The sequence below is a fragment of the Paenibacillus sp. S25 genome, assembly GCF_019454085.1.
Classification (GTDB): domain Bacteria; phylum Bacillota; class Bacilli; order Paenibacillales; family Paenibacillaceae; genus Paenibacillus; species Paenibacillus polymyxa_B.
In genome coordinates this window covers 1,990,446-2,008,055 of record NZ_CP073683.1, presented here as the reverse complement: position 1 = coordinate 2,008,055, position 17,610 = coordinate 1,990,446, and the positions used below count along the sequence as shown (strand labels likewise).

19 protein-coding genes and 1 tRNA gene are annotated in these 17,610 nt (G+C 45.8%); 8 read left to right on the top strand and 12 right to left on the bottom strand.

What is annotated here, in order from left to right; all coding sequences use genetic code 11:
• Positions 1–10: 10 nt before the first annotated feature.
• Both KAI37_RS08835 and fabF read right to left on the bottom strand, forming a co-directional pair.
• Positions 11–517 carry a GNAT family N-acetyltransferase gene (locus KAI37_RS08835; protein ID WP_071640294.1) on the bottom strand — a complete coding sequence of 169 codons (507 nt, stop codon included), beginning with the start codon at positions 515–517 and terminating at the stop codon, positions 11–13.
• 140 nt (positions 518–657) lie between these two features.
• Positions 658–1,896: a beta-ketoacyl-ACP synthase II gene (gene fabF / locus KAI37_RS08830; protein WP_023988058.1), complete on the bottom strand. Its 1,239-nt coding sequence runs from the start codon at positions 1,894–1,896 to the stop codon at positions 658–660.
• 163 nt (positions 1,897–2,059) lie between these two features.
• On the opposite strand from fabF, the gene KAI37_RS08825 reads away from it, so the two are divergent.
• The 4 genes from KAI37_RS08825 to KAI37_RS08810 all read left to right on the top strand — a co-directional run bounded on the left by KAI37_RS08825 (position 2,060) and on the right by KAI37_RS08810 (position 7,116).
• The gene (locus KAI37_RS08825; protein WP_220031082.1) at positions 2,060–2,899 is read left to right on the top strand and encodes a helix-turn-helix transcriptional regulator; all 840 of its coding nucleotides are present in this window, start codon (positions 2,060–2,062) and stop codon (positions 2,897–2,899) included.
• 135 nt (positions 2,900–3,034) lie between these two features.
• The gene (locus KAI37_RS08820) at positions 3,035–4,849 is read left to right on the top strand and encodes a DEAD/DEAH box helicase (protein ID WP_220031081.1); all 1,815 of its coding nucleotides are present in this window, start codon (positions 3,035–3,037) and stop codon (positions 4,847–4,849) included.
• 1 nt (position 4,850) lies between these two features.
• The gene (locus KAI37_RS08815) at positions 4,851–5,801 is read left to right on the top strand and encodes a YqhG family protein (protein WP_071640289.1); all 951 of its coding nucleotides are present in this window, start codon (positions 4,851–4,853) and stop codon (positions 5,799–5,801) included.
• Positions 5,802–5,859: 58 nt separating this feature from the next.
• A complete protein-coding gene (locus tag KAI37_RS08810; protein WP_258383057.1) occupies positions 5,860–7,116 on the top strand; it encodes a hypothetical protein in 1,257 nt (418 codons plus the stop codon).
• A gap of 99 nt (positions 7,117–7,215) precedes the next feature.
• Here KAI37_RS08810 and KAI37_RS08805 read toward each other — a convergent pair whose 3' ends face one another.
• A complete protein-coding gene (locus KAI37_RS08805) occupies positions 7,216–7,407 on the bottom strand; it encodes a YqzE family protein (RefSeq protein ID WP_220031080.1) in 192 nt (63 codons plus the stop codon).
• A gap of 290 nt (positions 7,408–7,697) precedes the next feature.
• Between KAI37_RS08805 and KAI37_RS08800 the strand changes: the two genes are divergently transcribed.
• Positions 7,698–8,459: an N-acetylmuramoyl-L-alanine amidase gene (locus tag KAI37_RS08800; RefSeq protein ID WP_104495931.1), complete on the top strand. Its 762-nt coding sequence runs from the start codon at positions 7,698–7,700 to the stop codon at positions 8,457–8,459.
• On the opposite strand, the gene KAI37_RS08795 is transcribed toward KAI37_RS08800, so the two are convergent.
• From KAI37_RS08795 to KAI37_RS08785, 3 genes are all read right to left on the bottom strand, one after another.
• Positions 8,434–9,369, bottom strand: coding sequence for a divergent polysaccharide deacetylase family protein (locus KAI37_RS08795; protein WP_220031079.1), 936 nt, complete (start codon positions 9,367–9,369; stop codon positions 8,434–8,436). The genes KAI37_RS08800 and KAI37_RS08795 overlap by 26 nt on opposite strands.
• Before the next feature lie 125 nt (positions 9,370–9,494).
• Complete coding sequence (gene msrA / locus KAI37_RS08790) at positions 9,495–10,007, bottom strand: peptide-methionine (S)-S-oxide reductase MsrA (protein ID WP_220031078.1); 513 nt, start codon at positions 10,005–10,007, stop codon at positions 9,495–9,497.
• A 279-nt stretch (positions 10,008–10,286) separates the two neighbouring features.
• Positions 10,287–10,370, bottom strand: a tRNA-Leu gene (locus KAI37_RS08785).
• 222 nt (positions 10,371–10,592) lie between these two features.
• Here KAI37_RS08785 and KAI37_RS08780 point away from each other — a divergent pair.
• Positions 10,593–11,129: a YhjD family protein gene (locus KAI37_RS08780; RefSeq protein ID WP_071640279.1), complete on the top strand. Its 537-nt coding sequence runs from the start codon at positions 10,593–10,595 to the stop codon at positions 11,127–11,129.
• A gap of 143 nt (positions 11,130–11,272) precedes the next feature.
• Here the strand turns inward: KAI37_RS08780 and KAI37_RS08775 are convergent, their stop codons facing one another.
• From KAI37_RS08775 to KAI37_RS08755, 5 genes are all read right to left on the bottom strand, one after another.
• Positions 11,273–11,602: a carboxymuconolactone decarboxylase family protein gene (locus tag KAI37_RS08775; protein ID WP_013309744.1), complete on the bottom strand. Its 330-nt coding sequence runs from the start codon at positions 11,600–11,602 to the stop codon at positions 11,273–11,275.
• A gap of 117 nt (positions 11,603–11,719) precedes the next feature.
• Positions 11,720–11,941, bottom strand: coding sequence for a hypothetical protein (locus tag KAI37_RS08770; protein ID WP_025720071.1), 222 nt, complete (start codon positions 11,939–11,941; stop codon positions 11,720–11,722).
• Between the two features lie 140 nt (positions 11,942–12,081).
• Entirely contained in the window at positions 12,082–12,426 is a 345-nt protein-coding gene (locus KAI37_RS08765) for a hypothetical protein (RefSeq protein WP_007429850.1), read from the bottom strand.
• A gap of 101 nt (positions 12,427–12,527) precedes the next feature.
• Entirely contained in the window at positions 12,528–13,100 is a 573-nt protein-coding gene (locus KAI37_RS08760) for a xanthine phosphoribosyltransferase (protein ID WP_013309742.1), read from the bottom strand.
• Between the two features lie 84 nt (positions 13,101–13,184).
• Positions 13,185–13,790 carry a DedA family protein gene (locus tag KAI37_RS08755; protein ID WP_071640277.1) on the bottom strand — a complete coding sequence of 202 codons (606 nt, stop codon included), beginning with the start codon at positions 13,788–13,790 and terminating at the stop codon, positions 13,185–13,187.
• A 140-nt stretch (positions 13,791–13,930) separates the two neighbouring features.
• On the opposite strand from KAI37_RS08755, the gene KAI37_RS08750 reads away from it, so the two are divergent.
• On the top strand, positions 13,931–15,037 hold the full coding sequence (locus KAI37_RS08750) for a YkvI family membrane protein (protein WP_023988041.1): 1,107 nt from the start codon (positions 13,931–13,933) through the stop codon (positions 15,035–15,037).
• Here KAI37_RS08750 and KAI37_RS08745 read toward each other — a convergent pair.
• The gene (locus tag KAI37_RS08745; protein ID WP_023988040.1) at positions 15,034–16,158 is read right to left on the bottom strand and encodes a glycosyltransferase family 4 protein; all 1,125 of its coding nucleotides are present in this window, start codon (positions 16,156–16,158) and stop codon (positions 15,034–15,036) included. The genes KAI37_RS08750 and KAI37_RS08745 overlap by 4 nt on opposite strands.
• Positions 16,159–16,364: 206 nt before the next feature.
• On the opposite strand from KAI37_RS08745, the gene KAI37_RS08740 reads away from it, so the two are divergent.
• Positions 16,365–17,546, top strand: a complete 1,182-nt coding sequence (locus KAI37_RS08740) for a GGDEF domain-containing protein (RefSeq protein WP_220031077.1) — start codon at positions 16,365–16,367, stop codon at positions 17,544–17,546.
• The last annotated feature ends 64 nt before the right edge of the window (positions 17,547–17,610 follow it).

Below are 17,610 nucleotides of genomic sequence, written 5' to 3'. Positions count from 1 at the left end.
CCTTTCACCCTTAGTAAAAATAAGCCATGAGTTCCTCATTATATTCCTGTCCGTGATATTCTAAAGCATTCTTTTCTATACCATAGGTTTCAAATCCCAACTTCCTATACAGCTTAACAGCAGCTTGATTGGTAGTTACCACACTCAGGTTAATTTGCTTCAAACCTTCCAATTTTCTACCTTGGCTGATGACTTCCAATAAAAGTTTTTTAGCGATCCCCTGACCTCGGTAAGTCGATGGTACATAAACTCCCCAAATCGTTCCTTTATGCTGCGTTTTTATTTTTTGCTCTCTTCTAAATCCAGTCATACCAGCCAGCTGATGATCCTTTGTAAATGCGCCAAGTATGTAATGATCTCGTTTATTTTGTATCTGCTTCACCACATCAGATAATGGAACTTGTGCAGCTTCCTCATAGGAGGTTCCAAAAGCTTCAGGGTTCATTTGCAGGGCTTCCAGTCTCAAATTCCAATACGTTTCAGCGTCTGCTGGTTGTATGTTCCTGATTAAAATCATGGTTTCCCGTCCCTCCAAATGTTTTCCTTCATCTTACTCTATCTCTTCTCTAAAATGAATCTGTTATTCTTCGATTAAAATAACCTCAGGTGCTCTATCCAGCCGGATAGAATGCCTGAGGTTTCAATAACTTCTTACAATTATGACTCGTAGCGCTTCAGCACAATCACCGCATTATGACCACCGAAGCCGAAAGAATTAGATAGCCCAATATTTAGTGGAACCTTTCGCGCTTCATGAGGCACATAATCCAGATCGCAAGCAGGGTCTGGATTATCCAGATGCATGGTTGGCGGAATGATACCTTCTCGCAGGCTTTGCACAAGTGCAATCGCTTCAACACCGCCCGCAGCCCCCAGCATATGACCCAGCATGGACTTATTCGCAGTAACCGGAATCTGATAGGCATAATCACCAAAAAGCTTGTGGATTGCAAGGGTCTCAGCGACATCCCCGACAGACGTACTCGTCGCGTGGGCGCTAATCACGTCCACTTCTTCAGGGGAGATGTGAGCCGAACGCAGGGCCGCTTTCATCGCCAAGTAAGCTCCGGTTCCTTCGGGATGCGGTGCAACCATGTGATAAGCATCCGAACTGGCTCCATAACCGATGACCTCACCATAGATTTCCGCACCACGTCGGATAGCGTGTTCCAGTGACTCCAGTACCAGAATACCTGCACCTTCACTCATGACAAAGCCGTCCCGATTCTGATCAAAAGGTCGACTTGCTATAGAAGGCTCCTCGTTACGTGTGGATAAGGCAGTCGCATTAGCGAAACTCGCCAAGGCCAATCTAGTTACCGCCGCTTCAGCCCCACCGGCAAAAATGACATCCGCATCTCCTGTACGAATCGTCCGAAACGCCTCTCCAATTGCTGTATTCCCAATAGAGCAAGCCGTCACGGGTGAAAGCGTAGGTCCCATCGCTCCAAACGCGATACTAATTTGAGCAGCAGCCATATTCGAGATCATCATAGGTACCAGCGTTGGGCTAACTCTACCCGGTCCACGATGTAGCAGCACATCTACATTGTCCACCAACGTATCCAAACCGCCGACTCCCGATCCCACATAAACACCGACACGCTCCAAATCGGTGTGATCCAGTTCCAGACCGGAATCCTTGAGCGCTTGCTCTGCCGCATATAATGCAAACTGAGTAAACCGATCCATTCGTCTAGCATCTTTACGTCCCCATTGCTTTTCTGCATCAAAATCCTGTACCAGTCCAGCAATTTGCGCTTTCAAATCGGACACATCGAATGTATCAATTTTACGTATACCTGAATTGCCTTCCAGCAAATTCTTCCACAACGTGTCCACTTCATTACCCAGTGGGGAAACGACACCCATACCTGTTATCACTACTCTTTGCATAAGCTATTCATTCCTCCTGCTCGGTGACTTACTTATAATCCTCATTTTAACCTTGTCTTATCCTATTACAAGTGTTTGTTTATCCTGGTATAATGAACACTACTATAGTAAACGCATTATTTGCTCACTTCGGATATACCCATTGAATGGAGAGAAAATACCTATGAAAACGGAAGCACGTCTGGAAGCACTATCTGTTTTTCTAAAAACAAAAAGAGCCCGTCTACACCCACATATGGTCGGTCTCCCCCAAGGATCACGTCGCAGAACACCAGGCTTGCGCAGAGAAGAAGTCGCTCAACTGGCAGGTGTCAGTACGACCTGGTATACCTGGCTGGAGCAAGGACGAGATATTAAGGTGTCCGCCTCTGTGTTGGATGCTATTGCTGCCGCATTGCAGTTGAACACAGACGAGCGCAAATATTTGTATGATTTGGCGATCGAGGCCGGGTCTCACAGCCTTCCTGCTCCTGAAGAGCAAGCCGTCATTTCCCCCTCTCTGCAAAAGATCGTACAAGAGCTACACTACTGCCCTGCTATTATTTCAGATCGGCGCTGTCATATTGTCGGCTGGAACGCCGCTGCTGCTCATGTTTTTATGGATTTTGCCGAGCTACCCCATGAGCAACGCAATATGATTGAACTGCTATTCACCAAAAAGGAGTTTAAAAGTCTAGCCGTGAACTGGGAACACTTTGTAAAGGGATTCCTTGCTATTTTCCGCGCTTATTACGGGCAATACGTGACAGACCCCTGGTATGCACAATTTATACAAAGTATGAGCCAGGCCTACCCAGAGTTTAACGAGCTTTGGAATCAGAGCGAAGTAAGCTCCGCACCGGAGGTGCTCATTGAATTTCGACATGCCAAGGCTGGCAAAATGCTATTTGACCTGACTTCTCTTCAGGTACAAGGCAGTGTTGATCTCCGTTGTAGCATTTACACCCCCAATGCGCAAACCTCTACGGAAAGTAAACTCCAAAAGTTAATGGAAGGCAGCTAAAGGATTTCATCCCTCCTGTTATGAAGATATCTTTTTCCGTCCATACTACATCTACGATCTGTGCTAAATAGATGCCACATATGTGACAGAACCAAGAGCTTCAACTGTGCTACTACCAGGAGGGAGGGAATCATCATGAAAGCCAAATCGACAAGTTCCCCGCATATACACAATCAAGCGCCACTGCCTGTTCCGGTGCAATTTGATCGAAGCTGGCAGGATGAGCTGGAGCAACGCCTACGCAAAGGTGGCCCTTGGGGAGATTGGAATCTGTATCAGCTGGCCATTGAGGCTGAAAAAGCCAAGCTGGTGCCGAACTTCGATGAGCTTCAATGTCTACAGCATTTGCAAGACCTCACTCCACTACCCCATCAGCTGGATACCGCTCGGAAGGTACTGTTTCAAATGTCCGGACGTGCCATTCTTGCCGATGAAGTCGGCCTAGGCAAAACGATCGAAGCTGGAATGATCCTAAAAGAATATCTGGTTCGCGGGCTGGCTTCCAAAGTGCTTATTCTTGTACCCGCATCCCTGGTCCTACAATGGGTGCGTGAGCTGAACAGCAAATTCGGTATTCCCGCTGTCGCCCAGAAGAAAGCGTATTCTTGGTCTTCCGAGGTCGTCGTGGCCTCTATGGATACCGCCAAGCGGGAGCCCCATAGTAACATCCTGCTAGATACCGATTATGACCTGCTCATTATAGACGAGGCTCATAAGCTGAAAAATAAAAAGACATCCAACTACCAGTTCATTATGAAGCTGCGTAAAAAATATTGTTTGCTCCTAACAGCAACACCTGTACAAAACGATTTGTCTGAGCTGTTTAACCTGATTACACTGCTCAAGCCCGGTCAATTGGGAAGACATGGCGATTTTTCAGCCAACTTTGTTGTAGATAAACGTCTGCCTAAAAATGAAGATCAGCTCAAGGATGAGCTGTCTAAAGTCATGATCCGTAATCGTCGCGGAGAAGGCCCGGTTCAATTCACCAAACGAAATGTTTCTAACATTCACTTGGAACTTTCGCCGGAAGAGCAAGCGCTGTACGATGGGGTGACCTCTTTTGTCAAAGAGCAATACCAGGCGAATGGTGGAAATTTAAGTAGCATGCTGTCTCTCGTCACCCTTCAACGGGAAGTGTGCAGCAGCCGGGACGCTGTGTTCGTGACGCTGGTCAATTTATCCAAAAAGATGGCCCCAGACTCTCCTCTACGCGATCGTGTCTGGGATTTGGTTGCACACATTAAAGCGATCAAGGCCAATTCCAAAGCAGAAAAAGCGCTTGAGCTTATCCGTCAGATGAACGAAAAAGTGATCATTTTTACAGAATACCGAGCCACACAGGAGTATTTGCTGAACTATTTCCGTGACCGTGGCCTATCTGCTGTTCCTTACCGAGGCGGTATGAACCGTGGACGCAAGGATTGGATGATGGATCTGTTCCGTGGGCGCATTCAGGTCATGATTGCAACTGAAGCGGGTGGTGAAGGCATTAACCTGCAATTTTGTCACCATATGATTAACTTCGATTTACCGTGGAATCCCATGCGCGTGGAGCAGCGGATCGGACGGGTACATCGCCTTGGACAGACGCATGATGTTAATATTTTTAACTTGTCCACAACTGGAACGATTGAGGAGCATATTCTGCATCTGCTGCATGAAAAGATAAATATGTTTGAGATGGTCATTGGCGGATTGGACGTTATTCTGGAGAAGTTTGAGAAGAAAGAATCCATTGAAAAAAGTTTGTATAAAATTATGCTTGAATCCAGTAGCGATGATGAAATTCGCAAAAAAATGCAAAATCTGGGTCACTCGCTGGATTCCATCAAACAGGAAATGGAACAACTGCGCACAGACCAGCCAAACACCGAGGATGTATTAGGCTTAGCAGGCAATACGGTTTCTCCAGGCAAAGCTCGACGCAGTGTGAAGGGAGGTCGCTAGTTTGACCATGAATGCACAGCAAGTCCAACGCTTTGTCCACACCTATCTGGAAGCTACCGGGTGTAGTGTCATCGAGAGGTCGCCCCACCATGTAACCGTTAAGCTTTCTCCAGAAGCGGATAAAGCCTTAACAAACCGCCCCTACTATTGGGGATACGTAGAGCGTACTGGCGTTCCAGCGCAGACGATGTCCTTCACTTTCATCTTTGATAGGGAAGCCTATCGCACAGAACAGGAACGTTTAGCGGATCATACGCCACCAACTCCAGCATCAGGCAACGCAGCACAAGATCAGGTCATGGGGCGTTACTTCGGTCATGTACCAACGTTACCACAATTAGGACCTGGACGTATTTTGCAGGAGGAGCTTCGATATGGAAGCCGTCGGCTGCATCAAATTTTTGAAGCCGCACGGGATGGAGGGAAATATGTTTATTTGTTTGAGCAGCCTGATGCCCGTCAGCTGTCTGCCCGCTCTCCCGTAGTCTATGAAGCTTGGCTCAGCATTTGCTATAAGATTGAATTCGCCTGCGATTTGAAGCGTGAGGAACTTCAGTGGCTAGGTATTTCGCTCAAAAGCGGCACTATTGTAACCGATTTTGGCGCCATGCTCGAAACCCGGCAGCTCAGCCCGCTGCTGGCGGGCAATATGCATGTACAGCCTGCCAAGCTATCTGTCCCTGAAGCTTCTACCTCGCTTGAAAGCTACCTCACTGAACAACTCCGTCAGCAAGATTATGGTTGGGCTGAGCAGGCGAAGGAACGATTGCGCGAGGAATTGGAGGTTATTGACCACTACTACGATGATCTAATCAAAGAGCAGAAAGAGGAAGAGGATAAAAAAGAAGCCATTTCAGAGCAGCATCAAGCCCGCCGTAAAGAAATGGTATGGCAATATGAGCCAAAGGTACTCGTATCCGCCATTAACTGCGGGATATTTCATCTGCGGTAACCGATATCTCTCGCTCCTTCGCAGGAAAGTTGCAGAGGTATCGTCAGCTTGTAACATCTTGCTTCAGCCTACATCAGTTTCCGCTGCTGTAGCCACAAGTTTGGTTAAACATGTCTCCTATGTATCGACAGCAAAAAACGAACCTGGATACGACATTTACGCCGACAAGGTGCAGCAGTCTTTTTATCGGACAGGCTGTATGCTGGATAAAAAAGAATGCCTCCGTCGGGCAATCAAGCCGACAGAAAGGTGGATTACATTGAATAAGAGTCATTCCGGGCACTATAGCATAGGTATGATCGCAGCTGTTCTGATCGGCCTGTCCACAGTCTGTCCGTTCACTTCCATTCATGCGGCTCCCTCAGTCGCACAAGGCAACAATTTAAACTCGGTGTCTCTCTACAACGAAAGCTCGTGGGTTCCTCCATTGAACTCCACGAGTCCTGTTACCCCTTCCCCGGGTGACGTTTCAGCAAGTTTTCCTACTGAGGAGCAAGGCGTGCCCGCAGACGTAAAACAGACTGCGGACAACACGGTACAATCCCTATCGTCGCAGCCCCCTTTTGCCTCGTGGAAAGATGCTGAGCTTAGCTATCATCCGCTCGGACCTGGAACCCATAGTTGGCTTGTTCAAGTAAACCGTGCGGGAGAATACATCGGCTACCTGATTATCGGATCAGACTCCAATGGCGCATTTCAACTCAACGAATACGGGAATGGTCCGGGCGGGCCTTATAGTATGGCTGTACTTCGTCAATCCCTGGTGTCGCTCACAGATACTGATCTTTCATCTATCGACAAGCTGCAAATCACACCTATGTATGAGGAACCGTTACTAGCCTACTGGCTGGTGCGTTCCTCTACAGGCAGCGAAATATGTATTGATGCTGTAACTGGCGATCCGTTACCTGTAGAAGTGGCAGATGGGAGTTGGAAACATAAGCTTCAGAACAACGCATTCTCTTCATCTGTACCCTTTTTGAAAACACAGGCGCAAGCGGTTACAGTCTCGTCTGCTCCTTTTGATCCCTATGACGATCTGGGTTGGCTTCAACCCAAGCAAAAACTTACTGTCCGTAACACAGCCCAATTTATGGATACACTGAGCATTTCACCGCGTATTATATTTTCTGCCACAGGTATCAATTTTGCCTTTGGAGGGCCCTTATCCATTAGTGGGTATCAGTCTTGGATATCCCCAGATCAGCCGTCCCAACCCATTTTATATGCGTTATCCCACCACAATGGACTTTCCCGTTTTGTACCACTAAAACAGTTGTTGTCAGCTGGTGAATTTTATCGTTTGGACTCTTAGTTATTAAGAAACACGCAAAATGATTCGGAATGATCCCTACAACACAAAAAGAGACCTCAAATGGCATACCCTATGCCTCTTGTGGTCTCTTTGGCGAGTTTAATGTCGCTCTTTTCTTTCTCTGCGTGTGGATTTCATCCACATTTTCAGAGCCAGAGGCAACATGCCAAACCATTTGCTCACCCACGGCTCTCTGGCTTGTTTTTGACTGCGCCGGACATCACGCGGCGTTTCCATATAGCGAACAATCCGCTGCGTAATATACGTCACCAGTTCGTCACTCTTCGCCATCCTCCACGACCTCCTCCATTCTGCCCCTATCATGTCCATTCACATTGCTTGGAAATATCGGATTTACACGTTAGGTGCAGATACAACTAGCTTGCTCATTTTCCAAAAGGTCTAACCCCTGTGGGAATAACTATGCATGGTTTCCCTTAAATGGAACATACTATCTTCAACATAACAGTTGCCTCAAGGCTAATTGTTATGTTTGAAGGCAGCTACGCTGCATTAGATTTGATGTCTGTTATGCATGGTTTTTCAGTAAACAATTAATTCGTCCACTGGAGGAATAGAACGTGCGAAAAAAAAAGTTAAACAAGATATGGCTGAAAGGGCTGGGGTTGAGTCTATGCATCCTTTGCAGTGCTGTATTTGCCCCATTTACCTATATAGCTGCTCAGCCCAACGAGAAGAATAGCGAACCGAACAAGTATATAGAGGGTCCATCCAACGTACATTCGTCCTTTCACGCTTTTGCCAAGCCCGTTGTCCTGATTGATGTAGGCCATGGCGGTGTGGATGGTGGAACAAGTCATAAAGGGCTTTTGGAAAAAGATATCAATCTCGCCATTGCTCAAAAGCTGTACTTGATCTTACGCTCCCAGGGCTACCCTGCTGTCCTGAATCGGGACAAGGACTACGCACTGAGTGACGATAACCGTTGGTTGCAGTCCAAATCCCGGCACCTTAAAGACCTGGCTCAACGTAAAAGTCTAACAGAACAACTGCCCACCGCTTTGGTTGTAAGCCTGCATGTCAATTGGACCAAACGTACCGAAAAACGGGGACCCATTGTGCTGTATCAGGATGAAGGCAGCAGCTATCTGTTGGCTGAACGGATTCAACATTCATTAAACCGCTTATTTTGCATGAATAGAGAAACAGTGTACGGAAAACCCTTTTATCTTCTGAATAAAATCCAGCATCCCGCTGTAATTGTGGAAACCGGATTTATAAGTAACGAACAGGACAGAGCTATGCTTTCCGAGGATCGTGGTCAAAAAAGCATTGCTGAAGCTGTTGCCGAAGGCATTATTGCGCATCTGACGGCATGGTAGTGTTGGTGGCTGGGTCTCCAGTCCATCCCCATACAGCACGCACCAAATCGCTAATACCCACAAATTTGGCGTGCTCCTTTAGCTTGGGAACCGATGAATGAAGAGCCGAGGATGTATACATGCCAGACACGCCAACGTGCCCAATCGTTACGCATGTATCGTGCTCGTCCAGCCACTCAACTACTTTTGTAAGTTGCCGATTCACATGAGCGAGTGTATGGACATCATCCAGGAAAACATCATTGCGTACTGGTGGCATTCCCTTTTTAGCGGCAAGTTCAGGCACCACTGACCAATAATTAGTACGGCTGTCGACAAAAAATAGTCCATGCTCCTTACAAACATCAAGAACAATAGACATAATGCGTTTATCCGAAGTGACCTTGGAACCCATGTGGTTGTTCATTCCTATCGCATAAGGAACATCCTTTATAGCTGCTGTCACCTTAGCGCGTACTTCTTCATCCGTCATATTTGCCTTAATTGCTCCGGGTCCAAGCCATTCGGGCTTTCCCTGCTTTGGTTCCATCGGAAGATGGACGATGACATCATGACCACGCTTATGCGCTTCCATAGCGTCCTGCTTGGTTGTAGGCAGGAAAGGCATCACAGCCACGGTAATCTTAACGGGTAAATTTAAAATTTGCTCAGTCCCTTTCATATTATTTCCCAGATCGTCGATAATGACGGCAACCATCTTTTGCGGCACGGCCTGTTTGTCTAATGCTTTTGCAACACCAGTACTATAGACCATGAATAACATGCATACCGAAATACAGAGTACTACGGTTCTCCGAATTTTAGAGCTTGAATGGAATACAGGTACATAAGTTGGCTCTTTCTGGCCGCGAGATGCCTTTAAAGCCTTTTTTATTATGTTTCTCATGTGTAGCTTCCGTCGTGTACTCATTGCGGGTCAGCCTCCTTCTCTGTCCCTTCATTGTGTGAGTAACCTCGTCTAAATATGTATAAGGCAGATCCATGGAATACTCCCTGATCTGCCTTATCGTGCGTAGAAACGTATATTAAAGCTGCTTACCAGTTCTTATCAATAAATTCATCACGGCCTGATTGGGCCCGATCTTCCTTATAGTGCTTCACATTTTTCTTGTGGTAATCCTGATGATAATCCTCTGCCGAATAAAAAATCGAAGCAGGAAGGATCTCCGTTACAATTGGCTTATCAAAGCGTCCACTTTGTGCCAACTGCTCCTTGGACTGTTGCGCAAGCTCACGTTGCTGCTCTGTATGATAAAAAATTGCGGGTTTATACTGTGTACCTCGGTCCTGAAATTGACCTTCCTCGTCGGTAGGATCTGTTTGCGGCCAATATAATTCGAGCAGCTTTTCATAAGGAAACAGCTCAGGCTCAAAAGTAATCTGCACCACCTCGTAGTGACCTGTAGTTCCTGTTTTAACCTGCTCGTAGGTCGGATCGGGAATCGTTCCTCCAGTGTATCCTGACACAATGCCATGAATGCCCGGCTGTTCTTCAAACGGAGTCACCATACACCAGAAGCATCCACCTGCAAAAGTTGCTTTCTCCATCTTACATCCAACCTTTCAAATACTTCATCATAAAGTGCGTTATTTTCTATCATATCTTAAAAGATAACCTTATAAAAGAATTGTTTATAAACTTGAGGATTTTGCAAAATCCTGACTTAAATGAAATCAAGTAATTTGTCAGAATCCTTTATTGAAATCCATAGTTTGCGTGAAGACAAGAAACATGTTCAGCTTAGACTATGAGCAAATCCCCAGAAATATAAGAAAAAGGTCTCTAAAACTGCTACGAGAGCAATTCTATAGACCTTTTCTAATGGATGCGGTCGAGAGGACTCGAACCTCCACGGGGGTTAGCCCACACGGACCTGAACCGTGCGCGTCTGCCAATTCCGCCACGACCGCATATAAGTTGTCTTTTATCCTCGAAAGAGCAATCTTTCTTAGTGACAAGATAGATCATACCATGCCTATATCAAGATGTCAAACCTTTTATGTTCGTTAATTTTCTCTTGATAAAAAAGGAATAATAAACTAAAATAAGAACATAGGTTCCCGGGAACAAAAGTTCCTTTTCTTCAATCGGTTATGAATTATCATCACATTTTCCTAAGGCGGTGAATGGTAATGACCTCTTTAGATACTACTCAGCATGAATGGTCTCTTGTGAAAAGTTATCTGCTCCTTACCTTTATTCAAAAAGTATTTGAGCGGGACAGCCTAATTCTTGAAGAAAGCGGTATGCTGAAAACCCCTGATCTTTATGTCGAAATGGTTAACGCAGGTGTAGATCGTACCGGAATCCTGCTGTCTGAAATAAAACATGAATTTAATAAATATCACATTCATGTTCTGGACATACAACAAAACCACTCCGGCATTCACGCCACCTATATAAGTAAAGGCAATCAAGAGCAGTTCAGTATGGGAATGCCAGCATTCCGCAAAGAAATGTATGAGCGGATGCGAGCATATCTGGGGCTCCCAACCTCTATGCCCCATACAGCTGCCCTTCCTTTACTAGAGAAACATTGCCCCGAATTACCAAACAATTCAACTTCCAAACCTCTACGCATCGTTGAACGAAGTTTGGTTACATCCTCTTTGGCCTATAAGCGTAAAACGTCTCGCCCTGCTACTTTCGCTGCAAGTAGAAGAGCATAATCCCCGCACAACAAACATGAAAAAGAAAAAAAGCTTCCGCAGACACCAACTGTGCTCGGAAGCTCCTTTCCATATTCATCATATATCCAATTCGATCTATAACCGCTATGACGAAGCATAAGCTCATCAATTAATGATTCGCCTTATTGCAACGCCTTCTGTACACGCGTAACCCCTTGACTTAGAGCATGTCCTCCACCTACTGCTGCGGCCACAGCAATGGTCTCCATAATTTCCTGATCACTTGCTCCTTTGGACCGCGCCTCGTCCACGTGATAAAACGTGCATACTTCATTGTTGGCAAATAAGCCAATGCCTAGCGCAATCAGTTGCTTGGTTTTCTCATCTAAGCTGCCGGCTTGAAAGCACTCTCCAGTAAAGCGATGATATGCATGAACTACCTCGGGCAACTGATCTTCCAAATGGCTGATTTGATCCTTGTATGCATGTACTTTTTCGTCCATAACCGTCATTGACACAGCACGTCCTCTCTGTTGGATTTTCCATCATTACTGTGTCCGATTTAGAGTTTCTGTATGCCTAATGAATCACCCAGTTATTTTTATCCAACACCCATTTGGAACCCATTCCTAATCCAGATCTATCGGATTGTGACGCGGCTCGCTGAACGACTGGTATGTATAGCTACGATCCAATTTGACCACACGTCGATTCTGTCGGCGAATAAGCACTTGTTCATCATCCCATGCCAGTACAATACCAACAACATCGTTGGACTCCAATCCATCGCGTACGACACGCACCTTTTCACCGGAGAGTCGATAAGCATCCAATTCTTCGTCCATAATCATCCTTGTCCCCTCCTTTTTTACTTTTTTAACACAGCGACCATGATTCTATATACATGAAAAAAGTTTAAAAAGAGACCTAAACGAATCATTTAGGTCTCTTCTCTCTTACTACTTATATGGATTGCCAACAGAGCGACAAATTATCCCGACTGATTTACACTGTGATCATGTTCTTTTGTATCGTTCTTCTCGTACCAGAAGTCCAGCACTTGTGCAGACAACACTCGCTGATCTACATACTCCACTTGGTGAGCAGTAAATTCTTCTTTCCAAGAGAAGGACAATTCTTCGCATAGGTTAACCAACGTCAACAACTCAGACCAGGCCACATAGCGTTTATACCAAAAAAACTGAGGATGTTCAATCATATAGGGATACAAATCGTCGAATTCCGTATGCTTACAATCCAAGGCACGCTCAAAGTGTACTTTAGCCGCTGCCAGTTTTTCCAGAAAAAACTGTTCGGTCAATTGTTCTTTCCCCATGTTGCTGCCTCCTCTCCAAAACCTTATCTATATTATAAGCGAAATTGAAGCTCATGCAAAGGTTATTATTAGAAATAAGGATCAGGAGTTTTGAATTGTTACTATTCAGCAAACTCAATCTTGCCGTCAGCTAACGACGAAATTTTGACCAATGACTCTACACGAATACCTTGCTCACGGATGGTTCTCGCTCCGGCCTGAAAGCTTTTTTCCACCGCGACACCGAATCCAACCAACTCCGCTCCGGAGCGTTGAATGATTTTAACCATGCCTCGCGCCGCATCACCATTAGCGATAATATCATCAATGAACAGAACACGATCATCTTCGTGAATAAATTGACGAGACAGCATAATATCCGTAACAATACCTTTAGTAAACGAAGGTACGCGTTCACACAGCGCGTCTGGATCAGCTAATAGGGTCTTTTTACGACGAGCGAATACCAACGGTACACCCAATTCCAATGCTGTCGCAAACCCGATGGCAATGCCTGAGGACTCCACGGTCACTACTCTGGTGATTTTCTCTTCCCGGAAACGTGCTGCAAACTCTCGTCCCATTGCCATTGTCAGCTCTGGATCAACCTGGTGATTAAGCAAACCATCCAGCTTCAGCACCTGATCTGATGCAATCACGCCTTCATTTAAAATTCGTTTCTTTAATACTTCCATTACATGACCTCCCACGGCATTCCTATGCGGTAAAAGTACCATACTTCACCCGCCGCTTTCAAGCTATAGCTGCTTTCCATGCGGTCAGTTGACATTTTTTTTACGCTTGTTCCAGAACCATGCGGTGATTCCTCCCACAACGATTAAAAGAATAACGACCAGCCCTATCCGATGCGTCACCTTCTCCATTAGCTTCGCCACCTGCTCCCAATGCATGCCCACCGCATGTCCAATCCCCAAAAATGTACCGCACCACAGCAAAGCTCCTGCTGACGCATAACTGATATAGCGAAAAACGCCTAGACGGGTTGTACCTGCTAGATATGAGGATACATGTCTCAAGCCGGGGACAAAATATCCGAACAGGATTCCCCAGGTACCATAGCGCCCAAACCAATTTTCAGAAGAGGCAATTCTAGAAGGCGTAAGCCTCACCCATTTTCCGTATCGATGCAAAAGTGGTTTGCCCAGCAGACGCCCCAGTGTGTAGCTAAGCATCATACCCGTCATGCTACCGAAAAATGTGACTGCCAGTGCGGCAATGAAGTTGTAGTGCCCTTGAGACACGAGCCCGCCGAAGGCGATCATTAGCACTTCGTCGGGTATAGGCATACCCGCTACTCCAAGTGCAAGCAAGCCGAACATTGCCAAATATCCGTATTCCAGTATCCATGCAAGGATTTGACCCATAAATTACGCTCCCGTCAAGCTATTCATTAATTCACCTTAATTATTTTCAGTCTCATCCAGTCATGTCCTATTTCAGTTGAACATAGTTTGTATTATATGCTCGCTGCAGCGTTATTCAAGCAGGCAAGGAGGGACTGGGGATGAAACGTAATATTCATGTTTTTCAGATTGCTTTTACATACATCGGTACAATCGTCGGTGCCGGCTTTGCTACCGGACAAGAAATTCTGCAATTTTTTACGCAGTACGGTCGTTGGGCTACACTCACTATTATGCTATCCACAATCATATTTGTATGGTTGGGTACGAAAATGATGCTGATCGCTCATGATATTTCAGCCAAATCCTACGAGGACCTGAACAAACATCTTTTTGGCGCCAATGCCGGGAAATGGATTAGCTGGTTCACACTCATCGTGCTGATTGGCGTAAACAGCGTCATGCTGGCAGGAGCCGGCTCTGTTTTTGTAGAACACCTTCACCTGCATTACCAAACCGGACTTCTTATTACACTGATTGGAACTTATTTGCTGCTAAGTAAAGGCATCAAAGCCATCTTGCACATGAACACTGTGGTTGTCCCTTTGATGATCATTATGTCTCTTCTGCTCGTTCACAGCACGCTCTCCATGCCCAATCCTCAGAGTTTTATTACGAATACGACAGATCACAGTACATTTCGAACCTTGCTCTCTCCACTGCTATACACGTCCTTCAACCTAACTATGGCCCAAGCCGTGCTTGTACCACTTGGCAGCCAAACCTTTTCCCGAAGAACCATCCGCTGGGGCGGAGTTTTGGGAGGAATTGGTGTCGGATTTATGCTGATGGCTGCGCACTTTGCCATGTCAGCACATATGCCAGGCATTCAGCAATTTGAAATCCCTATGGGAAGCATTGCTTACCGTCTGGGTGCCTTTGTCGAAATCATATACATTCTACTCATTTTCATGGAAATCTTCAGTACCTTTGTAGCCGACATTTATGGAGTCAGTCTGCAAATTCGTCAGCATGTCCAAATTTCGCCCAAGCTCATCACACTATTCATTATGCTCACCTGTTTTTTAATCAGTCAGTTCGGCTTCAGTTCACTGTTATCTGTCCTTTATCCTATTTTCGGAATGCTCAGTCTGATGTGGGTTAGTAAACTGATCATAGCAGGACGCGGGAGACCTTTCCGTTCCTCACGTCCTCGCTCCAGCTTTCGGCATTCCGATTCCAAACCAGGTGATACTCGTCATGGTTAATGTGGAAATTTCAAATACATTTTCTTCAATTCGTTAACCGCCCGACTTAAAGAATAGCTTGATTTAGCCTTATCGCAGGCAGATCTAGCCAGCTCATAACGATAGGCAGGGTCAGCAATGACCTTCTCTAAAGCGTCTGCCAGTGCCCTCGGATTGTCGGGTGGCACGAGCAGGCCATTTACCCCATCCTCAATCTGCTCCGGTATTCCTCCCACTTCTGTACCTACCAATGCCAGACAACTCAACGCTGCTTCCGCAAATACCGAACCAAAGGCCTCCGCCCGAGAAGGCAAAACAAATACATCAAAGAAAGGCATAAACTCTTCTGGATGAAGGGTATATCCATAAAAAATCGTCTCATGGTATATATCGAGCTGTCGTGCCATCTCTTCCAGCTCAGGGCGAACCGGACCGTCTCCAATAATATGAAGCACAAATTCCAGATTTCTTTTTTTAAGTTCAGCACAGGCCCGCAATAAAATATCTAGTCCTTTCGCCGGAACAAGGCGGCAAACAGTTATGAGCTGTGTCACTTCATTTTCGTGTGGAATGGGCTTGAAGCGCTTCTCATCATATCCGTTCGGAATGACTGCAATGTCTTGCGGATTCTGAACGTAAGGAGTTAAGTAATGCTGAAAAGAATGAGATACCGCTATCAATCGATCCGCCTTCTGCTCCATTTCCCCATACAGTGACACTAAGAATTGGTGTTCAGGCCCGTTCTCCTCTATTTTCCCGTTTAGAATTAACTCCTTCTCATAGGAAGAGTGAATCGTCTGTACGAGCGGAATGTCAGGAAAAACAGTTTTCATGGCGATTCCGGCAATAGGATGATGGGCATGAATGAGGTCATAGGGCTTCTGAATACGAAGCCGTGTCCACCACAAATAGTCACGGTACGTCTGAATATATTTCTGGACGATTGGATATTGTTCATATCTCGTCCAGTCAAAGGTATCAAAAGTTACTTCGTCCCTACCCTTGTTACGAATCCGTTTAGGGATTGAAAATAGCTCCATTTCCCAACGGGGGGATGTAAATCGCTCTTGCAGATATGGAATCATGGATGAAACGCCTCCCGGTTGCTCGGGTGGGAAAAAGAGAGCCTGTAGCAATTTCATGACGTGCTTCCCCTTTCAAGCATTAAACTGCCCGGATCACAGATTGTATGTATAGGTTTCCGGATTTTCTGAAAGATGATATATTGAAAATAAATGTTAGTCACAAAAGAAAATTATAACATTTTAAATGGAATAAATCCTGTCTATTGTATCGGAACGATATCATCCGTTCAATAGATTGACTACTTTTGCAAATGGAGTCGGTGATGTTGACGTTGTTGTCCTTATCGGGAACCTTGGGTTTCCCATCTCTAGCCGGGGCCGTAAGTGCAGCCTGCGGTTTGTATATTATACTCATGATGGCACTGATGTGCGTGATCATATATAGCAGACAACGAAAAAAAGCCTATATCCTTTTTTCGGTTGCCGCTATTATTATTATGACATATGAAGCCATGAATCTCTATTCAGCAGGCGGAGGCAAGATGCAACTCCAAGGAATCGTGTGGAAAAATGCGCTGGAGGCGTCTGCCTTCGTGCTCATCAATGCCGCTGTATTTCAACTCTACCGGAAGCTGAAACGTGTGCAGACATGGACCTTGATGCTGCTGGGTGCGTTATTGATATTGCCGGTTATTGCCTGGACTGCAGGTTTGTTGCCCGCTTGGATCAGCGCAGCGAAACTCGTTGGGTTCACTCTGTTTTATCGAATACTGGTACTTATACTGAGCCTTGTGTTCATAACCCCACGAATCGGGCAGCCAAAGAAGTATGTAGCGGGCTTATTCATGTATTTGCTCTGGCTCGGCTATTTGTGGCTGCGAAATGACATCCCTGAAGAAGCAGGCAGTTCAAACGCTGTCCTATATATGTCATTTTTACCATTGCTGTACTACACTACGTTGTTCATCATCCTGTTTGAACGAATTGTGGAGCTGCTCCAAAGGATTTACCGTTCTTCCATCACCGATGGTCTGACAGGGCTGTACAACCGTAAATACTTTTCGGGCCGACTTCGGCGATATATGGATCAAGGAATCCGCGTGTCGGTCATTTTTTGCGATATTGACAATTTCAAAAAGCTGAATGATACGCAGGGCCATGCTCGTGCGGATGAAGTACTCAAACAGGTCGCACAGATTATGGAGGATGAACTGGATGAAATCGGACTGACCGGACGATACGGTGGCGAGGAACTGGTCGCAATGGTTGTGGACCGACGTGCCAAGGTTGGACATGTTGCAGAACGTATCCGCGAGCGGGTCGCGGAAGAAAGCATTGTCACGATCAGTGTCGGACACAGTATAGTGAAGAAGGAAATGAACCCGGATGAACTGGTCAAGCAGGCCGATCAAGCAATGTACATATCTAAAACGACAGGTAAAAACAAGGTTACAGCTTATAAAGCAGCCGAAGTGAAAAAGAGTCGGGCAGCACGCGCACAATAATTCGTAACCTGCGATTCAGTGTTGAACGTTGAGTTTGAATAATTCTCTGTCTGGTTGCCTATAT

Bases quoted from the DNA above. Each gene is read 5' to 3' on its own strand.
- KAI37_RS08835 (WP_071640294.1), bottom strand. From the start codon at position 517: ATGATTTTAATCAGGAACATACAACCAGCAGACGCTGAAACGTATTGG.
- fabF (WP_023988058.1), bottom strand. From the start codon at position 1,896: ATGCAAAGAGTAGTGATAACAGGTATGGGTGTCGTTTCCCCACTGGGT.
- KAI37_RS08825 (WP_220031082.1), top strand. From the start codon at position 2,060: ATGAAAACGGAAGCACGTCTGGAAGCACTATCTGTTTTTCTAAAAACA.
- KAI37_RS08820 (WP_220031081.1), top strand. From the start codon at position 3,035: ATGAAAGCCAAATCGACAAGTTCCCCGCATATACACAATCAAGCGCCA.
- KAI37_RS08805 (WP_220031080.1), bottom strand. From the start codon at position 7,407: ATGGCGAAGAGTGACGAACTGGTGACGTATATTACGCAGCGGATTGTT.
- KAI37_RS08795 (WP_220031079.1), bottom strand. From the start codon at position 9,369: ATGAGTACACGACGGAAGCTACACATGAGAAACATAATAAAAAAGGCT.
- msrA (WP_220031078.1), bottom strand. From the start codon at position 10,007: ATGGAGAAAGCAACTTTTGCAGGTGGATGCTTCTGGTGTATGGTGACT.
- KAI37_RS08780 (WP_071640279.1), top strand. From the start codon at position 10,593: ATGACCTCTTTAGATACTACTCAGCATGAATGGTCTCTTGTGAAAAGT.
- KAI37_RS08775 (WP_013309744.1), bottom strand. From the start codon at position 11,602: ATGACGGTTATGGACGAAAAAGTACATGCATACAAGGATCAAATCAGC.
- KAI37_RS08770 (WP_025720071.1), bottom strand. From the start codon at position 11,941: ATGATTATGGACGAAGAATTGGATGCTTATCGACTCTCCGGTGAAAAG.
- KAI37_RS08765 (WP_007429850.1), bottom strand. From the start codon at position 12,426: ATGGGGAAAGAACAATTGACCGAACAGTTTTTTCTGGAAAAACTGGCA.
- KAI37_RS08760 (WP_013309742.1), bottom strand. From the start codon at position 13,100: ATGGAAGTATTAAAGAAACGAATTTTAAATGAAGGCGTGATTGCATCA.
- KAI37_RS08755 (WP_071640277.1), bottom strand. From the start codon at position 13,790: ATGGGTCAAATCCTTGCATGGATACTGGAATACGGATATTTGGCAATG.
- KAI37_RS08750 (WP_023988041.1), top strand. From the start codon at position 13,931: ATGAAACGTAATATTCATGTTTTTCAGATTGCTTTTACATACATCGGT.
- KAI37_RS08745 (WP_023988040.1), bottom strand. From the start codon at position 16,158: ATGAAATTGCTACAGGCTCTCTTTTTCCCACCCGAGCAACCGGGAGGC.
- KAI37_RS08740 (WP_220031077.1), top strand. From the start codon at position 16,365: ATGTTGACGTTGTTGTCCTTATCGGGAACCTTGGGTTTCCCATCTCTA.